Source organism: Streptomyces sp. 3211.6, from assembly GCF_003634815.1.
Classification (GTDB): Bacteria; Actinomycetota; Actinomycetes; order Streptomycetales; family Streptomycetaceae; genus Streptomyces; species Streptomyces katrae_A.
Genome location: NZ_RBXC01000001.1, coordinates 3262674 through 3280333 on the forward strand (window position 1 = coordinate 3262674; position 17660 = coordinate 3280333).

The window sequence follows — 17660 nt, forward strand, 5'->3', positions numbered from 1 at the left end:
CCCCCAGGTCGTCATTCACTGCATCTGTACAAAACCGGGGGTAAAACCTGGACACTCTGGCCAGCGACTCCGCCGCCGCGGCGTGCGGGGGTCGTTATCCGGCCAGCTCACGGGCGGTGGCGACGGCCTCGGCGAGGCTGTCGACCACGGGCACGCCCGCCGACTCCAGACTGGCCCGGCTGTGCGAGCCCCCGGTGTACAGGACGGCGCGTGCGCCCACGTGGGCGGCGGCCAACGCATCGTCCACGGCGTCGCCGACGAGGACCGTACGGGAAGCCGTCACACCGGCCGCCTCCAGGGCGGCCATATGGCGTACGAGGTGCCCCGCCTTGGAGGTGTGCGAGGGTCCGGTGCGGCCGTCGACCCGGAGGAAGTGCACGTCGATGCCGTGTTCGCGGACCAGGGGGACGAGCCTGTCGTGGGGCGCGAGGGACAGCAGGGACTGGGTGTACCCGTCCGCCTGCCAGCCCCGCAGCAGCTCCCGCGCGCCCTCGGCGAGACCGGAGTCCGCGGCGGCCGCCCAGTAGTGCCGGTGGAAGGCCTCGTCCATCACGACCCACTCCTCCTCGGAGGGCAGCCGGCCCATGAGCCGCTCGTAGAACTTCGGCACGGGGACGACATACAGCTCGCGGTAGCGCTCCAGGGTGATCGGCGGAAAACCGAGCTCGGCGAAGGAGGCGTTGGTGGCGGTCATGACGGCGTCGATGTCGTGCAGCAGGGTCCCGTTCCAGTCCCACACGATGTGGGCCGTACCACCACTCACCGGAACCTCCGCCCCCATTCCACTCAACCCACCCATCACGTCCATCGCGTCCGCCGTGTCCGCCCCACTCACCCCAGGCACCCCGCTCACGCCACTCACCCCAGCAGCCCGGGGATCTCCTGCACGCCGAACCACAGCAGCTCGTGGTCCTCGGCGCCGTCGACGATGAACTGCGCGTCGTCGTCCCCGGCGTCCGCGGCGGCCAGCGCCCCGGCGGCGGCGGTCACGTCCTCCTCGGCGTCCCCGGCGTCCACGTGCACGGCGGCGGCCACGGTCAGCCGCACGGCGGCGGCGAGCGTCACCTGCCCGAGGGTGGCCTCGTCCAGCCCGGGAGAGGCGACGGCGGCCTTGTCGTCCACGTCGACGGCGACGACGACCCGCTTGCGCGGCGCGGCGGCGTCCGCGGCCAGCATCCGCAGGGAGGCGGCGGCGGCCCGGCTGAGGGCCGCGTACTCCAGCTCCTCGATGTCGTCGGAGACGTACCACTCCCGCAGCCCGGGGGTCACGGCGTACGCGCGGAGCGGGGCGGGCCCCAGCTCGCCCGCCTTGTGCGCCTCGGCGAGCCCGGGAAGGGTCAGGGGGACGTACACGCGCATGGCCGGCTGCTTTCGGTAGTCGGAAAACCCCCTCAGGATACGACCGCGACCCGCGAACTCCCCCAGGGGCGGGGACCCCGGATCTCCACGGCGGCACACCGCCAGCGCTGATCAGCCCCCTGTTCGAGCCGGAATGCCATCGCGGAGACCCGGTCCCCCGTCGCGATCCGGGCGAACGCCTCGATGACCCCCGGCCCCGGGTGGAACCGCCCGCAGTGCCGCAGCACGGGCCGCAGCCGCTCCCGAAGCGGCCCGGTCGGCGCGAGCTCGACCAGCTGGTCGTAGGCCTCCCCGACGGTCAGCCCGAGCAGCGAATGCACGGGCCGCTGCCCGCTCACCACGGCGAGGATCCGCTGCGCGAACCACTCGTGCGGCCCCAGCCGGCGCACGGACCGCGGACTCCCGAGGCCCCGCTGCAGCGGAACCCCGGCCACCCGCCCACCCGCCTGCGGCCCACCCCCGCCCGGCCCCCGCTGCGGCCCACCCCCGGCGGGGGCCGGCAGCGGCCCGCCCCCGGCGGGCGTCGGCAGCGGCCCAACCCCGGCGGGGGTCGGCAGCGGCCCAACCCCGGCGGGCCCCGGCCCGGCTGTGGGGCGGGTCCCGCCCGCCGACCGGGGCCCGGCGCCCGGCCGCCGCTGGTCCCGCCGCCCGGCGGGCCGGGTCCGGCTCACCGCCCCCGGCCTGCTGCGGCTCCCCTCGCCGCCGATGGCGCCGCGCGTGGTGGTGTCCATGCCGATTCCCCCGATCAGACCGAGCCTGGCCCCAGCGGTACCAGGCGGTAACTTGACCCGGTTTTTCTACGACCCCCGAACACGCTCCGCAACCACCGCACCCCACCCCCGAAGCCCCCGCCGAGCTTCACCTATCCGAGTGCCGGCCCCCCTCAGCCAGGCCCGGAAAACCCCTCACGAAGGCCCTACGTGGACGCCGGAACCCCCGCCGACCCAAGCCCGAAAGGGGTACGCCCAAGTCACCCTCCCGGCCCCACACACCGCACCCCAGCAACCCACGGGACCCTTCACTCTCCGCACCCGGCGACCCGGCACAGGGGATGGCCGGGACCACACTCAGCGGTCTCAGAGATGGGTTGGGGATTTCCCGTCAGTCTCATCGTCCTTCCGCGTCGGGCCGGTCAGTCAAGAGCGCTCCTTCGTCGCGTCGCTATGCGATGTCGCTGCGCTCCACTCTTGACAGCCCGTCCCGCCACGGAAAAACGAAGACTGCCGGGAAACCCCCAAAGGAACGGGACGGACGTTCATAGGACATCCGGCGGACTCAGCGACCCTTCGGGGTCGTCGGGGGCCGCCACGCCAAGCATCCGGGCCGACGAGTCAGTTCATCGGGGCCGCGATCCGCGACAGATCGCTACGCGCTCCTCTGGTTTTGGCGTCCGACGGCCGTCTGGGGTCGCCGCCCGCAGCAAAGGCCGACAGGATCGTCATCCGGGGCCGGTGGGCGCATCAAATCGCTACGCGCTCCTCTGATTTCAGCGGCTGGCGACCGTCTGGGGCCGCTGCCCGCACCAAAAGCCGACGGAATTGGCATCCGAAGCCGCCAGGCGCCCCAGATCGCTACGCGCTCCTCTCTTCTCGGCGTCCGGCGGCCGCGGGGGGCTGATACCTGCACCAAATGACGAACAGAGCAGCATCCGGGCTCGGGGGCGCGTCAGATCGCTACGCGCTCCTCGAATTCCGGCGTCCGGCGGCCATCTGGGGCTGGTGACGGCACCAAAAGCCGATCCGCAGAGCATCCCGGCCCAAGACGGCCATCAGCCGCCGAGAAATGAGGAGCGCGTAGCGATCTGACGCGCCTGGGGTCGCCTGATGGCCTTCTCATCGGCATTTCGTGCAGGCAGCGACCCCAGCCGGCCGCCGGACGCCGAAAAGACAGGAGCGCGTAGCGATCTGTCGCGCCCACCGGCCCCGGATGACGATTCCATCGTCCTTTCCTGCGGGCAGCGGCCCCGGACGGGCGGCGGACGCTGAGACGGGAGGAGCGCGTAGCGATCTGTCGCGAATCGCGGCCCCGATGCACTGCCTCGTCGGCCCGGATGCCCGGCGAGGCGGCCCCCGACCTACCCGCCTGGTCGCTGATCCCGCGTATGTCCATCGATGGACCGTGCCGTCCTTTTGGGGGTTTCCCGGCAGTCCTTGTCTTTCCGGGGCGGGACGGGCTGTCAAGGGTCGCCGAAGGCGATCGCGAAGCGACGCGACCGAAGGGAGCGCCCTTGACAGGGCGGCCCGAACCGGAAGGACAGTGGGACTGACGGGAAAGCCCCAACCCTTCTCTGAGACCGCCCCGCCAGGACCCCGCCCCCTACCGCCCCGCCCGGCTGACCGGCTCCGTCCGGCGGGCTCCCGCGGTCCCGGCCCTGGGCCCGCCGCACTGTGCCACCGCCCCCCGCCCGGCACCCCGCGCGGCGGGTGGGCAGCCACCGGCCCGCCCCCGGCCCCTCGCAGGGGGAAAAGTCCCGCCCCCCGTGCCGACGTAAAACCAAACGGGGCCGGACACCCCAAGGTGTCCGGCCCCGGCCCGCGCGCAGCGCGCGTGGGGGTTACTTCTTGCGGCGGCGGCCGCCCGTCGCCTTCTGGGCCTTGCGGCGCTCCGCGCGGGTCAGGCCGTCTCCGCCGTTGGCGTCGTCGAAGTCGCCCTCGACCACGCCGCCCTCGCCGTCCACCGTCGGGGCGGAGAAGTGCAGGCGGTCCGGGCGCTGCGGGGTGTCCAGGCCCTTGGCGCGGATCTCCGGGCGCGCCGACGGCACCGGCTCCTTGGCCAGCGACGGGGCCGCCTCGGCCTGCACGGGGACCTCCTCGACCTGCTGCTCCACCTGGACCTCCAGGTTGAACAGGTAGCCGACGGACTCCTCCTTGATGCCCTCCATCATGGCGTTGAACATGTCGAAGCCCTCGCGCTGGTACTCGACCAGCGGGTCCTTCTGGGCCATCGCGCGCAGGCCGATGCCCTCCTGGAGGTAGTCCATCTCGTAGAGGTGCTCACGCCACTTGCGGTCCAGCACCGACAGGACCACGCGGCGCTCCAGCTCGCGCATGACGTCGGCGCCCAGGGCCGCCTCGCGCGCCTCGTACTGCTCGTGGATGTCGTCCTTGACGGACTCGGCGATGAACTCGGCGGTGATGCCCGCGCGGTCCCCGGCGGCCTCCTCCAGCTCTTCCACCGTCACCTTGATCGGGTAGAGCTGCTTGAAGGCGCCCCACAGCCGGTCCAGGTCCCACTCCTCGGCGAAGCCCTCGACCGTCTCGGCGGCGATGTACGCGTCGATCGTGTCGTCCATGAAGAAGCGCACCTGCTCGTGCAGGTCCTCGCCCTCCAGGACGCGGCGGCGCTCGCCGTAGATGACCTCGCGCTGGCTGTTGAGGACCTCGTCGTACTTCAGGACGTTCTTACGGGTCTCGAAGTTCTGGGTCTCGACCTGCGACTGGGCCGACGCGATCGCGCGCGTGACCATCTTGTTCTCGATCGGGACGTCGTCCGGCACGTTGGCCATGGCCATGACGCGCTCGACCATCTGGGCCTTGAACAGGCGCATCAGGTCGTCGCCCAGCGACAGGTAGAAACGGGACTCGCCCGGGTCGCCCTGACGGCCGGAGCGGCCGCGCAGCTGGTTGTCGATACGGCGCGACTCGTGCCGCTCGGTGCCCAGCACGTACAGGCCGCCGAGCTCCTTGACCTCCTCGAACTCCGCCTTCACGGCCGCCTCGGCCCTGGAGAGCGCTTCGGGCAGGGCGTGCGCCCACTCCTCGATGTGCTCCTCCGGGTCGAGGCCGCGCTGGCGCAGCTCCGCCTCGGCGAGGTCGTCGGGGTTGCCGCCGAGCTTGATGTCGGTACCGCGGCCGGCCATGTTCGTGGCGACGGTGACGGCGCCGCGGCGGCCCGCCTGGGCGACGATGGCGGCCTCGCGCTCGTGCTGCTTGGCGTTGAGCACCTCGTGCGGGATGCCGCGCTTGGAGAGCTGCTGCGAGAGGTACTCGGACTTCTCGACCGACGTCGTGCCGACGAGGATCGGCTGGCCCTTCTCGTGCTTCTCGGCGATGTCGTCGACGACGGCGGCGAACTTGGCGACCTCGGTGCGGTAGATGAGGTCGGGCTGGTCCTTGCGCTGCATCGCGCGGTTCGTCGGGATCGGGACGACGCCGAGCTTGTAGATCTGGTGGAACTCGGCGGCCTCGGTCATGGCCGTACCGGTCATACCGGACAGCTTGGTGTAGAGGCGGAAGAAGTTCTGGAGGGTGATCGTGGCGAGGGTCTGGTTCTCGTCCTTGATGTCCACCCCTTCCTTCGCCTCGATCGCCTGGTGCATGCCCTCGTTGTAGCGGCGGCCGGCGAGGATACGGCCGGTGTGCTCGTCGACGATCATGACTTCGCCGTCGATGACGACGTAGTCCTTGTCCTTCTTGAACAGTTCCTTCGCCTTGATGGCGTTGTTCAGGTAGCCGACGAGCGGGGTGTTCACCGACTCGTAGAGGTTGTCGATGCCGAGCCAGTCCTCGACCTTGGCGACGCCGGCCTCGTGGATGCCGACCGTGCGCTTCTTCTCGTCGACCTCGTAGTCGCCGGTCTCCTCGATGCCCTTGAGCGGGTTGCCCGGCTCGCCCTTGGTCAGGCGGGTGACCAGCTTGGCGAAGTCGGCGTACCACTTCGTCGCCTGGTCGGCCGGGCCGGAGATGATCAGCGGGGTGCGGGCCTCGTCGACGAGGATGGAGTCGACCTCGTCGACCACGGCGAAGTTGTGGCCGCGCTGGACCAGCTCGTCCTTCGACCAGGCCATGTTGTCGCGCAGGTAGTCGAAGCCGAACTCGTTGTTCGTTCCGTACGTGATGTCGCAGTTGTACTGTTCGCGGCGCTGGGCGGGCGACATGTTCGCCAGGATGCAGCCGACCTCCAGGCCGAGGAACTTGTGCACCCGGCCCATCAGCTCGGAGTCGCGCTCGGCGAGGTAGTCGTTGACCGTGATCAGGTGGACGCCCAGGCCCGACAGGGCGTTCAGGTAGGCGGGCAGCGTACCGACGAGGGTCTTGCCCTCACCGGTCTTCATCTCGGCGACGTACCCGAGGTGCAGCGCGGCGCCGCCCATGATCTGGACGTCGTAGTGCCGCTGGCCCAGGACGCGCTTCGCGGCCTCGCGGACGGTCGCGAAGGCCTCGGGGAGCAGGTCGTCGAGGCTCTCGCCGTCCTGGTAGCGCTGCTTGTACTCGTCCGTGAGGGCCCGCAACTCGGCGTCGGAGAGGTTGACGAAGTCCTCTTCGATGGAGTTGACCTGGTCCGCGATGCGGTGCAGTTTGCGCAGGATCTTGCCTTCGCCTGCACGCATGAGCTTGGTGAGGACGGACACTGAGGCTGGTCTCCTTGCCGGTCGGGCCTGGGCACTTTACGTAGCCGGGCACGGCAGGTGGGCCCCACCGCAACGGCCATCGTAAGCGAGGACGTGGTCGCGTCGGGAGGTCCGCCGTGTCCGCAGGGCACGGGCGCCCGGAATGAGAACGTACGGGGGACCCGTTGGGTGCCGGTACGGGCGAAAACCCCTCGCCCGGGTTACCCGGGGCCGCCACAATCCGTTCATGGAACCCCTCACTCTGTCCACCGCCCGGCTTACCCTGCGCCCCTTCGCCCCCTCCGACGCGGAGGAGGTCCACGCCGCCTGCCAGGACCCCGAGATCCAGCGCTGGACCGTCGTGCCCTCCCCCTACGAGCGGGCGCACGCCGAGGAGTGGGTGAACGAGTTCTCCCCCGCCGCCTGGCGCGAGGACCGCGCGTACACCTTCGCGGTACGGCTCGGGGAGGACGGCCCGCTGGTCGCCTCCGTCGGGGTGCACGTGCGCGGCCCCGGTGCCTACGAGATCGGCTACTGGACCACGAAGGAGCACCGGGGCCGCGGCTACATGACCGAAGCGGTCGACGGTGTGGCCCGCTGGCTGTTCACCGAGGTCGGCGCCGGCCGCCTGGAATGGCGCGCCGCCGTCGGGAACGCGCCCTCCCGCGCCGTCGCGGAGAAGGCCGGCTTCCGCGTCGAGGGCACCCTGCGGGCCGCCCTCGACATACGCGGCACCCTGCGCGACTGCTGGGTCGGCGGCCTGCTCCCCTCGGACCTCGGGCTGCCCTGCCGGCTGCCGTACCTGCCCGCTGTCAGTGCCACCCCCTAGGCTCGCGGAATGCCGATCATCGCCCTCTCCGCCGACGAGGCCCGCCGGATCGCGCTGCGCGCGCAGGGCTTCCTCGGCGCGCCCGACCGCAAGGCAGGTGTGCGCGGGGTGCTGCGGCACCTGGGCGCCGTACAGCTGGACACCATCTCGGTCCTGGCCCGGTCGCACGAGCTGATCCCCTACGCCCGGCTCGGCGCGGTCGGCCGGGACACCGTGGAGCAGGCGTACTGGTCGGACAGCCACGCCTTCGAGTACTGGTCGCACGCGGCGTGCATCCTGCCCATCGAGGAGTGGCCGCACTTCGCGTTCCGCCGCCGCGCCCGCCGGGCCCGCGGCCACCGCTGGCACGTCCTGCAGGACAAGGAGCGCTCGACGGCCGCCGTCCTGGACCGGCTGCGCGCCGACGGCCCGCTGACTTCCTCCGAGCTGGGCGGCGCGAAGAACGGCGGGGAGTGGTTCGAGTGGTCCGAGACCAAGATCGCGGTGGAGTGGCTGCTCGACACCGGTGAGGTGGTCTGCACCGAGCGGCGCGGCTGGAAGCGGGTCTACGACCTGGCCGAGCGGGCCGTGCCCGACGCCCTGTTCCACGACGACCTCGACGACCGCGAGTGCCTGCGCCGCCTGGTCGAGCTGGCCGGCCGGTCCCTCGGGGTGGGCACCCGGGCCGACATCGCCGACTACCACCGCCTCAAGGGCGAGCAGTTCGACGCGGTGGTCGCCGATTCCGGGCTGGTCCCGGTGTCGGTGGAGGGCTGGGGCAAGCCGGCCTGGGCGCACCCGCAGGCGCTGGCGTCCGAGCCGCGCGGCCGGCACCGCACCACGCTGCTGTCCCCGTTCGACTCCCTCGTGTGGGACCGCCCCCGCACCGAGCGGATCTTCGGCTTCACGCACCGGCTGGAGGCGTACGTCCCCAAGCCGAAGCGGATACACGGGTACTTCGCGATGCCGCTGCTGGCCGGCGGGCGGCTCCAGGGCCGGGTCGACCCGGGCCGCGAGGGGCGCACGCTGGTGGCCCGGCAGCTGTCGCTGACCACCCCGAAGGCCGCCGGGGCGATGGCCGAGGCGCTGTGGGAAGCCGCCCGCTGGGTGGGATGCGAGGACGTACGGGTCGAGCGCGCGGGCGACGAGCGGGAGGCGGCGGCGGTCACGGCGGAACTCGCCGCCCGCCGGGCGTAGCGCCGCGGTGGCGCGGGGCCCCGCCCGGCGCCCGCCGCGGAGCGGCACCGCTCAGCGGATCTCCAGGATCTTCTCGCGCATCGCGTACACGACCGCCTCCATCCGCGAGTGCAGCTGGAGCTTCTCCAGGATGTTGCGGACGTGGTTCTTCACGGTGTTCTCGGAGATGAACAGCTGCTTGGCGATGTCCCGGTTGTTCATCCCGGTCGCCACCAGCTTCAGCACCTCCAGCTCCCGGTCGGTCAGCCGGGGCGCCGGCACCAGCCGGCGCTCGTCGGTGCGCTGGATCATCGACTTGAACTCGGTCAGCAGCTTCGACGCCATCGACGGGCTGATCTGCGACTGCCCGTCCGCGACGGCGCGGATCGCGGTGGCGACCTCGTCCGTGGAGATCTCCTTCAGCAGGTAGCCCGTCGCGCCCGCCTTGATCGCGTCGTAGAGGTCGGCCTCCTCGTCGCTGATCGTCAGCATGATGATCTTCGCGGAGGGGGCGACCTCCTTGATCGAGGTGCAGGCCTCGATCCCGCCGCGCCGCGGCATCCGCACGTCCATCAGCACGATGTCCGGAAGCAGGTCGGCGGCCTTGTCCACGGCCTCCGCCCCGTCCCCGGCCTCGCCGACGACCTGGATGTCCTCCTCCTGCGCGAGGACGATCTCCAGCCCGCGCCGGAAGAGGGCGTGGTCGTCGACCACGAGGACCCGGATGGGCTCCCCGGCCTCCGCCGGGTCCGCCGCCTCCGCCGCACGACAGCCGGCTCCGTCGTCACCGCGCACCGGCCCGAAGCTGTCCGCCATCGTTCCTCCCCCTGCATGTACCGAGCTGCTGGGCCAACCCGGCGGGGGCGGCCGCCGGTTGACTGCCCGCCATGATTCCATGCCCGCACCGTCACACGGGGGTCTGGCGGAATCCCTTTGGCTCATACGAGTCATACAGGTGCCCCTGCGGAAACACCGTGGCTTCCGCAGGGGCAACGGATCGATGGTCAGCCTCCGAGCGCTCCGCCGGCGCCGCCGACGGCCGACTCCTCCGAGCTGGATGCCCCGTCGGGGTCCACGTGGATGACGCCGTAGTCGTAGGCGTGGCGCCGGTAGACGACGCTCGGCATCTTGGTCTCGGAGTCGACGAACAGATAGAAGTCGTGGCCGACCAGTTCCATTTCGTAGAGAGCCTGGTCGAGCGACATGGGCCGGGCCGAGTGGGTCTTCTCGCGGACGATCAGCGGGCCTTCGCCCTGCACTTCGAGGGATCCGATCCGGGTGGTCGGAATTCCGTCCTCGGTCTCCTCACCGACCGGCTGTCCGTTGCCGTTGAGCGTCGCCACGCCCGGCACGCTGTCGGCGACCTCGGCTGCCGAGAGCCGTCCGGTGCCGCGGCGGGTGAAACGCTTGTCGTGCTGCTTGCGCAGCCGGGCCTCCAGCTTGTCCTGAGCCAGGTCGAGGGCTGCGTACGGGTCGCCTGCGGCGGCCTCGGCGCGGATCACCGGGCCCCGCGAACGCAGGGTGATCTCGACACGGTCGGAACGGTCGGCCTGACGCGGGTTGTGCTCCTTGGACACCTCGACGTCCAAGCTGATCACCTTGGCGTCGAGCTTCTGGATCCGCTCGGGATTCAGCTTCTCGGCCACGTGCTTGCGGAACCGCTCGGGCACCTCGGTCTTGCGGCCCTTGACGACGATGTCCACGCAGAACTCCGTTCCCGGAGACCTTCACCACGAGCGGCGAAGCGTCTCCCTTTCGCACCAGGCTCCGGTGAACACCGGAGCCTCGGACTTGGCGACTTTCACCTCCTCCTCCCCCATCGGCAAGATCTACACCCCACCGACTTCGGAGTAGAGAGACACCCTCTGACACGAAGATTCCAAAACGGGCGGACCGGCGCTCCGATACCAGGGGGCCCAAGGATCGCCAGTTCCTCACAACCGAACATATCTCTCCAAGCCGGTTGTCGGCACCCGCTACCGGAACCTACCTCCGTTCAGGTGGGTGGTCCCTCTTACTACCTGCAACGATGCGCATTCCCCAGCAGTTCCAAATCTATTCACGAGATTTTTGCTCTGTACGAGTAGTCCACCGGCGCTCTAGCATCAGGGCCCGGGCGAACGATCCGGATGGCGCCGCCACGACGGCCGCCGCGTCCGCCCGCAGCCCCGCCGCGCGCAGCGCCCGGGCCGCCTCCTCGAGCGTGGCTCCGGTCGTCACCACGTCGTCCACCACCACGATCCGAGCCCCACCCGCCGTCCGCACCCCGCCCGGGCGCACCTCCAGGGCCCCGGCCAGGTTCTCCCGCCGCTGCCGGGCCCCCAGCCCGGCCTGGTCGGCGACCCGCCGCCGCAGCCGCAGTACGGGCGCCACGCGCGCGGGCTCCCCGGCCCGCCGCAGCCGCCGGGAGGCGGCCAGGGCGATCCGGCGCGCCGGATCGTGCCCGCGCGCCCGCACGGCCCTCCGCGCGGACGGCACCGGGACCAGCACCAGCTCCCCTCCCCAGGCCCCCGCCCCGCCCCCGCGCTCTCCCCGGGCCCCCGTGCGGGCCGCCGCCGAGACCGCCGCGGCCAGGGCGGCGCCCAGCGGGCCGGCCAGGGGCAGGGCGCCGCGTTCCTTGTGGGCCAGCACGACCGCCCGCACCGGCCCCTCGTACCGGGCCGCCGCGTACACCGGCGGCAACGACGGCAGCGCGCCCCGCACCGCCGGGCACACCGGCCCCGCACCCGCGCCGCCCAGGGCCCCGCGGCAGGCCCCGCACAGCAGTGAGCGCGCGGCCCCGCAGCCCGCGCAGGCGGCCGGCAGGACCAGCCCGGCCAGCTCCTGCCACCACCCCCGCATGACTCCACCCTGCCCGGCGCACGGGCGGGCCGCGACCCCTGTGGAAAACCGCGGCGGCCGGCCGGGAGTACCCGGCCGGCCGCCCCGCGTCCGCCTCGGCCCCGCGCGCGCGTCAGCCCGGGTAGACCGGCGCCCGGCCGCCCGCCGCCGCGGTGCGCCACTGCGCGCCCGGCGGCAGCCACACGATGCCGTCCTCGGTGGAGGAGGCCACCACGGGCTTCGAGTCGTCCTCGGAGGCGGCGATGGCACTCAGCCCCGTGGCCCCGGGCAGGCTCGCCGCGACCATCGACCCGTCGGCCAGCATGTAGCGGGCCTGGTCGACGCCGCCGCTCTCGCGGCCCACCACCAGCAGCCGGCCCCGCGGCGCCCAGCTCATCGCCGTCACCTCGGCCATCTGCGGGGCGGCCGGGCGCAGCTCGCGCACCGACACCTTCGACGGGTCCCCCTTGCCCTCGGGCCGCTCGATCCGCCCGATGTAGAGGTTCTTGCGGCCGCCGTCCCGTTCGACGAGCAGGGCGATGCGCACCCCGTCGGAGGAGGCCTTCAGCCCGCTGATCTTCGTCCCGTCGAGTCCGGCGACGTCCACCTTCTGCGGGGTGCCGGTCCCGCCGGGCACCCGCCACAGGCCCTGGGTCTGCGGGTCCTGGTCGGCGATCCACAGGTCGCCCTGGGCGTCCCAGCTGGGCGCGGTGAGCTTGCCGGTCTTGCTGGTGAGCAGCGCCTGCGGCATGGCCCCGGCGGTGGTCAGCGTGACCACGTACAGCCCGTGCCCGTCCTCGGAGACGACCGCGGCGCGCTTCTCGTCGTACGTCACGGCGGCCGAGCCCACCTTGAACCCGGCGGCCGTGGCCAGCGGTCCGGGGGCCGGCTCGGGCTTGTCCTGCTGCTGCTCGTCGGCGCCCGCGTTGAGGACCATCCGTACGAGCCGGCCGTCCTTGTCCACGTAGTACTGGTGCTGCGGCGGGACCGGCCGGTTCGCGATCGTCGCGGCGGTGGAGCCGGTCACCCAGCACAGCGAGGACTTGCCGTCGGAGCGCAGCAGTTCCACGCGGTCCAGCCGGGAGGCCGTCAGGTCCCTGACGGTGTAGAGGAGTTGGGTGGCCATCTTCTGGCACTGCGGCTGGGCGACGTTCTCCCCGGCCTTGTTGAGCGGGACGCGCAGGGTGTTCTGGCCGTCGTAGGCGAGGGACTTGGTGTCCTCGCGCAGTCCGGCGCCCGTCGGGAACGCGGTGGAGGCCACGGGCCCGAGCCACTTGGAGGGCCCGGCCAGCAGCGACTGCACGGTGAGGGTGGTGGGGTCCATCCGCGAATCGGGGTCGCTGCGCTGGCGCACGTAGACCGGATCGGCGACGAGCGTACTGCCCGCGAAGTAGTACTTGTTGACGGGCTTGTAGATGCGCTGGAAGTCGGACTCGCTGAGCACGAGGCTGCTGGGCGGGGTGGCGATCCGCCACTGCCCCTTGACCTGGACCAGCTGGAGGTACTCCTCGTAGCGGCTGCCGGCGGTCTCCGGCTGGTAGGCGCTGCGCTCGTCGACGGTGGCGAGCTTCTTGCCGGTGACCTTCCAGCGGGGCCCGTCGGGGTCCTTCTCGCCCTGGACGGGGACGCGGTCGAGGCCGGCGGAGAGCACGGTGACGGCCGAGGAGGGCTTCCAGTTCTTGGCGGCGTCGTCGGTGAGGTACTTGCGGGCGGTGGCCAGCCGCGGGTCGTCGCCCGTCATGGCCTCCAGGAAGCCGTCGACGATCTCGGCCGGGCTGGCCTTGTCGGCCGGGGGCACGCCGAAGACCCGGACCTGGGAGTCGACGCCCTGGGAGGCCTCCACCCGGCGGATCTCGCCGCGGTCGGGCATGGAGGCGCAGCCGGCGAGGAGCAGCCCGACGACGCCCAGGGCCAGGAGCGCACGGGCGCCCCTCAGCGGGGCCTGCGGGGCCTGCGGGGCGTGCGGGGTCTGCCGTGCCCGCCCGCGGCGCTCAGCGTCCTCCACCGGTTCCATCCTCCTGTGCTGGGCCCTGGTCGGCGGGCCGGGCCACGACGCGGGCGCCGTTGCCGGGCAGCGCCGTCGGGTCGGCGGGCACCGGCAGGGCGGTGGTGACCGCCGGCCGGGGCGGTATCGGGTCGCGGTCGGCGCGCTCGGCGCGTCCGTCGGGCTGCGTGCCCGGCCGGCCGGGGGCGCCGGCGCGTCCGGCGGCCTCGGCGGCGGCCCTGGCCCGGTTGGACCGGGAGTCCTCGGGCTCCAGCGGGATCGGCGATCCGCGCAGCGGCTCGTCCGCGGTACGGGGCAGGGTGAGGCGGAACTGGGAGCCGCCGCCGGGCTCGCCCCAGGCCTGGAGCCAGCCGCCGTGCAGCCGGGCGTCCTCGACGGCGATGGACAGGCCCAGGCCGGTGCCGCCGGTGGTGCGGGCGCGGGCGGGGTCGGCCCGCCAGAAGCGGTTGAAGACGCGGGTGGCCTCGCCGGGCTTGAGGCCGACGCCGTAGTCGCGGACGGCGACGGCGACGGCCCCGCCGGCGGAGGCGAGGCGGACCACGACGTCGCGGCCCTCCCCGTGCTCGACGGCGTTGACGACGAGGTTGCGCAGGACCCGCTCGACGCGCCGGGGGTCGGCCTCGGCGATGACGGGCTGGGTGTCGCCGAGGACGCGGATCCGGGTCCCCTTGTGCTCGGCGAGGGGTTCGGCGCCGTCGATGACGCGGCGTACGACGTCGCGCAGGTCGATGGGCTCGGCCTGGAGGTCGGCGGCGCCCGCGTCGAAGCGGCTGATCTCCAGCAGATCGGCCAGGAGGGACTCGAACCGGTCGAGCTGTCCGGCCAGGAGCTCGGCGGAGCGCGCCGTCACCGGGTCGAAGTCGACCCGGGCGTCGTGGATGACGTCGGCGGCCATGCGGACGGTGGTCAGCGGGGTGCGCAGCTCGTGCGAGACGTCGGAGACGAAGCGGCGCTGCATCCGGGACAGCTCCTCCAGCTGCTGGATCTTGTTCTGGAGGTTCTGGGCCATCTTGTTGAAGGCTTCGCCCAGCCGGGCGATGTCGTCCTCGCCGGTGACCTTCATCCGTTCCTGGAGGCGGCCGGCGGAGAGCCGCTCGGCGATCCCCGCGGCCATCCGGACGGGGGTGACGATCTGGCGCACGACGAGCCAGGCGATGGCGCTGAGCAGGACGACGACGAACAGTCCCGCGGTGGCGATGGTGCTCTTGACCAGGTTGAGGGACTCCTCCTCCTGGGTGAGCGGGAAGAGGTAGTACAGGTCGTAGGGGTCGCCGTTGATGTCGGTGAGCCGCTTGCCGACGACCAGCGCGGGCTCCGGCTGCTTGCCGGTCCCGGCGGTGTAGCGGATCTGCGAGAACGTCTTGAAGGTGCCGGTGTTGTGGTTGACGGCCTTGCGCAGGTCCAGCGGGACGCTCGCGGTCGGGTCGACGTTGCCGGAGGCGCGGGCGCCCTTGACGCCCTGGCTGGTGGGGGCCTGCTCGCCGGTGCCGGCGCCGAGCGCGGCCACCTCGAAGGCGGTCTGGCCGCCGCTGGCGAGCTGCTTGACGAGCGAGTTCATCCAGGTGCTGGCGTCGCGGCCGACCTTGTTGTCGGCGGCGTCGGCCCCGTCCGAGGCGGAGGGGGTGTTGGCCTTCTCCTGTGCGACCGCGAACCCGCCGGCGGCCTGGCTCTGCGCGGCCTCCTCCTTGGCGTCGAGGAGACCCTTGCTGACCTGGGCGATGACGACGAAGCCGAGGGCGAGGACCACGGCGAGGGACATCAGCAGGGTGGCGGCGACCACCCGCAGCTGGATGTTGCGCCGCCATATGCGGACAGCCGGAAGCAGCGGCCGGCGCACGAGGCGTACGCACAGCCGCAGCAGGGGGCCGCCGGGCGCTCCGTCGGCCATCTGACGGAACGGCCCGCCGCCCCGCAGGGCTCCCCCGCGGGAGCCGCGCCGGGCCTTGCCGGGCTGCACGTCAGCTGGGTCCGGCCTTGTAGCCGACACCACGCACCGTCACGACGATCTCGGGGCGCTCGGGGTCCTTCTCGACCTTGGAGCGCAGCCGCTGCACGTGCACGTTGACCAGCCGGGTGTCGGCCGCGTGCCGGTAGCCCCAGACCTGTTCCAGGAGCACCTCGCGGGTGAAGACCTGCCAGGGCTTGCGCGCGAGGGCGACCAGCAGGTCGAACTCGAGCGGGGTCAGGGCGATGGAGGTTCCCTCGCGCTTGACCGAGTGCCCGGCCACGTCGATGACGAGGTCACCGATGGCGAGCTGCTCGGGCGCGGGCTCCTCCGACCGGCGCAGGCGCGCCCGGATGCGGGCGACCAGCTCCTTCGGCTTGAACGGCTTGACGATGTAGTCGTCGGCGCCGGACTCCAGGCCCACCACCACGTCCACGGTGTCGCTCTTGGCGGTGAGCATGACAATCGGCACGCCCGATTCGGCGCGGATCAGCCTGCACACCTCTATGCCGTCCCGCCCGGGCAGCATGAGATCGAGCAGCACAAGATCCGGCTTCGCCTCCCGGAAGGCAGCCAGTGCCTTGTCACCGTCCGCTACGAACGACGGCTCAAAACCTTCTCCACGCAGCACAATGCCGAGCATCTCGGCCAGCGCGGTGTCGTCGTCGACGACGAGGACGCGTCCCTTCATGGTTGACATCATCCCATTAGCTAATCGTTACCTGGCGGTGAGCTGTCCCACAGCCAAAAGGGCTGGAAATCGCCCCTCGGACCTGCGTGGAGATCAGGACGACCAGTCTGCCCCGGATCCGCGCGACAATTGAACGGAAGAGCGGACCGGGATCCGAGGGGAACGGCCGGGTCGTCCCCGGGCCTGCCCATGGCACGATGACAGCCGACCAGCGCGCCCGCCACGGCAGGTGCACGTGAAGGAGCGACGATGAACGACTCTCCGGGCTGGGCCGCGCCCGGATCCCCCTCCGACGGCCAGGGCCCCGACGCCGCTCAGCAGCCGCCCGCCGAAGGCACCGGCTCCGCTTCCACCGGCTCCAAATGGTCCGCCGCCCAGCCACCGCCCGGCCCGGGGGTCCCCCCGGACGGAGTCTGGGGGAGGGGCAGCTCCGCCGCCGGCCAGACCCCGCCGCAGCAGCCGAGCCAGGGCGCCGGCTGGGGCGCGTACCCCTCCCAGCCCGGACAGCAGAGCACCGCCCCCTACGCCTACGGCAACCCCGGCGGCGGCTGGGGCAGCACCCCGCCCGCCGCCAAGCCCGGCGTGATCCCGCTGCGCCCCCTGGCCCTCGGCGAGATACTGGACGGCGCCGTCGCCACCCTGCGCGGCCACTGGCGTTCCGTGCTCTCCGTCAGCCTCGTCATCGCCGCCCTGTCGCAGATCGCGCTCCTCGCCGTCCAGCGCCTCACCATGGACAGCCTCACGGTCCCCGACACCGAGCCCGCCACCCCGGCGGAGGCCGTCCGCGCCCTGGGCGATCTCGGGGCCCTCTCCGGATTCCAGTACTACCTGGAGATCCTCGGGCTGATCCTGCTCACCGCCCTGCTGGCCCCCGTCGTCAGCCGCGCCGTCCTCGGCCAGGCCTCCACCCTCGGCGGCACCCTCAGGGCCGTGCGCCCCCTGGCCCCCCGCCTGCTCGGCCTCACCGGCCTGCTGTTCCTCGGCGCCCTCGCCGCCGGCCTGCTCCCGGCCCTGCCCGGCATCCTCCTCGGCAGCGCCGCCCTGACCGCCCTCGGCGTGCCCGTCGGCCTCGTGCTGCTGGCCTGGTTCTACGTGACCTTCGCCCTGGCCCCGCCCGCCCTGATGCTGGAACGCGGCACCCCGGTCGCCGCCCTCAAGCGCTCCGCCAAGCTGGTCAAGGGCGCCTGGTGGCGGGTCTGCGGCATCAGCCTGCTCACCTGGATCATGCGGACCATCACCTCCACCGTGATCGCCATGCCCTTCGCCGGCATCGCCGTGGCCCTGGCCCCCGGCGGCCTCGGCAGCTTCCTCGACGGCTCCGCCGCCCGCGACTGGTCCGTCCTGATCGTCACCGGCATCGGCGCCGTCGTCGGCGCCACCGTCACCGCCCCCATGCAGACGGGCGTCACCACCCTCCTCTACATCGACCAGCGCATCCGCCGCGAGGCACTCGACCTCGAGCTCGCCCGCGCCGCCGGCGTCGAGGGCTACGACAGCACCGGCACCACGGCACCCACCGGAGGCTGA

13 protein-coding genes are annotated in these 17660 nt (G+C 72.4%); 3 read left to right on the plus strand and 10 right to left on the minus strand.

Annotated features, from left to right (window positions below; translation table 11 throughout):
• Positions 1 to 94: 94 nt before the first annotated feature.
• The 4 genes from BX286_RS14930 to secA form a co-directional block, all read right to left on the minus strand.
• Positions 95 to 763, minus strand: coding sequence for an HAD family hydrolase (locus tag BX286_RS14930; protein WP_100864228.1), 669 nt, complete (start codon positions 761 to 763; stop codon positions 95 to 97).
• 95 nt (positions 764 to 858) lie between these two features.
• Positions 859 to 1359, minus strand: a complete 501-nt coding sequence (locus BX286_RS14935) for a DUF6912 family protein (protein ID WP_079427449.1) — start codon at positions 1357 to 1359, stop codon at positions 859 to 861.
• Between the two features lie 32 nt (positions 1360 to 1391).
• Positions 1392 to 1748, minus strand: coding sequence for an Rv3235 family protein (locus BX286_RS14940; protein WP_079431748.1), 357 nt, complete (start codon positions 1746 to 1748; stop codon positions 1392 to 1394).
• Between the two features lie 2165 nt (positions 1749 to 3913).
• Positions 3914 to 6709 carry a preprotein translocase subunit SecA gene (gene secA, locus BX286_RS14945; protein ID WP_079427451.1) on the minus strand — a complete coding sequence of 932 codons (2796 nt, stop codon included), beginning with the start codon at positions 6707 to 6709 and terminating at the stop codon, positions 3914 to 3916.
• 226 nt (positions 6710 to 6935) lie between these two features.
• Between secA and BX286_RS14950 the strand changes: the two genes are divergently transcribed.
• Both BX286_RS14950 and BX286_RS14955 read left to right on the plus strand, forming a co-directional pair.
• Positions 6936 to 7517 carry a GNAT family N-acetyltransferase gene (locus BX286_RS14950; RefSeq protein ID WP_100863556.1) on the plus strand — a complete coding sequence of 194 codons (582 nt, stop codon included), beginning with the start codon at positions 6936 to 6938 and terminating at the stop codon, positions 7515 to 7517.
• Between the two features lie 9 nt (positions 7518 to 7526).
• Entirely contained in the window at positions 7527 to 8693 is a 1167-nt protein-coding gene (locus BX286_RS14955; protein WP_100863555.1) for a winged helix-turn-helix domain-containing protein, read from the plus strand.
• Positions 8694 to 8744: 51 nt separating this feature from the next.
• Here BX286_RS14955 and BX286_RS14960 read toward each other — a convergent pair whose 3' ends face one another.
• The 6 genes from BX286_RS14960 to mtrA form a co-directional block, all read right to left on the minus strand.
• Positions 8745 to 9488 carry a response regulator transcription factor gene (locus BX286_RS14960; protein ID WP_079427457.1) on the minus strand — a complete coding sequence of 248 codons (744 nt, stop codon included), beginning with the start codon at positions 9486 to 9488 and terminating at the stop codon, positions 8745 to 8747.
• Between the two features lie 188 nt (positions 9489 to 9676).
• The gene (gene hpf, locus BX286_RS14965; protein ID WP_079427459.1) at positions 9677 to 10375 is read right to left on the minus strand and encodes a ribosome hibernation-promoting factor, HPF/YfiA family; all 699 of its coding nucleotides are present in this window, start codon (positions 10373 to 10375) and stop codon (positions 9677 to 9679) included.
• A 352-nt stretch (positions 10376 to 10727) separates the two neighbouring features.
• Positions 10728 to 11513, minus strand: a complete 786-nt coding sequence (locus tag BX286_RS14970; protein ID WP_121015155.1) for a ComF family protein — start codon at positions 11511 to 11513, stop codon at positions 10728 to 10730.
• Positions 11514 to 11625: 112 nt separating this feature from the next.
• Positions 11626 to 13497: an LpqB family beta-propeller domain-containing protein gene (locus BX286_RS14975; RefSeq protein ID WP_398898530.1), complete on the minus strand. Its 1872-nt coding sequence runs from the start codon at positions 13495 to 13497 to the stop codon at positions 11626 to 11628.
• Positions 13484 to 15385: an MtrAB system histidine kinase MtrB gene (gene mtrB / locus BX286_RS14980; protein ID WP_187344279.1), complete on the minus strand. Its 1902-nt coding sequence runs from the start codon at positions 15383 to 15385 to the stop codon at positions 13484 to 13486. Before mtrB ends, BX286_RS14975 begins: the two co-directional genes overlap by 14 nt.
• A 70-nt stretch (positions 15386 to 15455) precedes the next feature.
• On the minus strand, positions 15456 to 16145 hold the full coding sequence (gene mtrA, locus BX286_RS14985) for a two-component system response regulator MtrA (protein WP_187344141.1): 690 nt from the start codon (positions 16143 to 16145) through the stop codon (positions 15456 to 15458).
• A 237-nt stretch (positions 16146 to 16382) separates the two neighbouring features.
• Between mtrA and BX286_RS14990 the strand changes: the two genes are divergently transcribed.
• On the plus strand, positions 16383 to 17660 hold the full coding sequence (locus BX286_RS14990) for a hypothetical protein (protein ID WP_121015157.1): 1278 nt from the start codon (positions 16383 to 16385) through the stop codon (positions 17658 to 17660).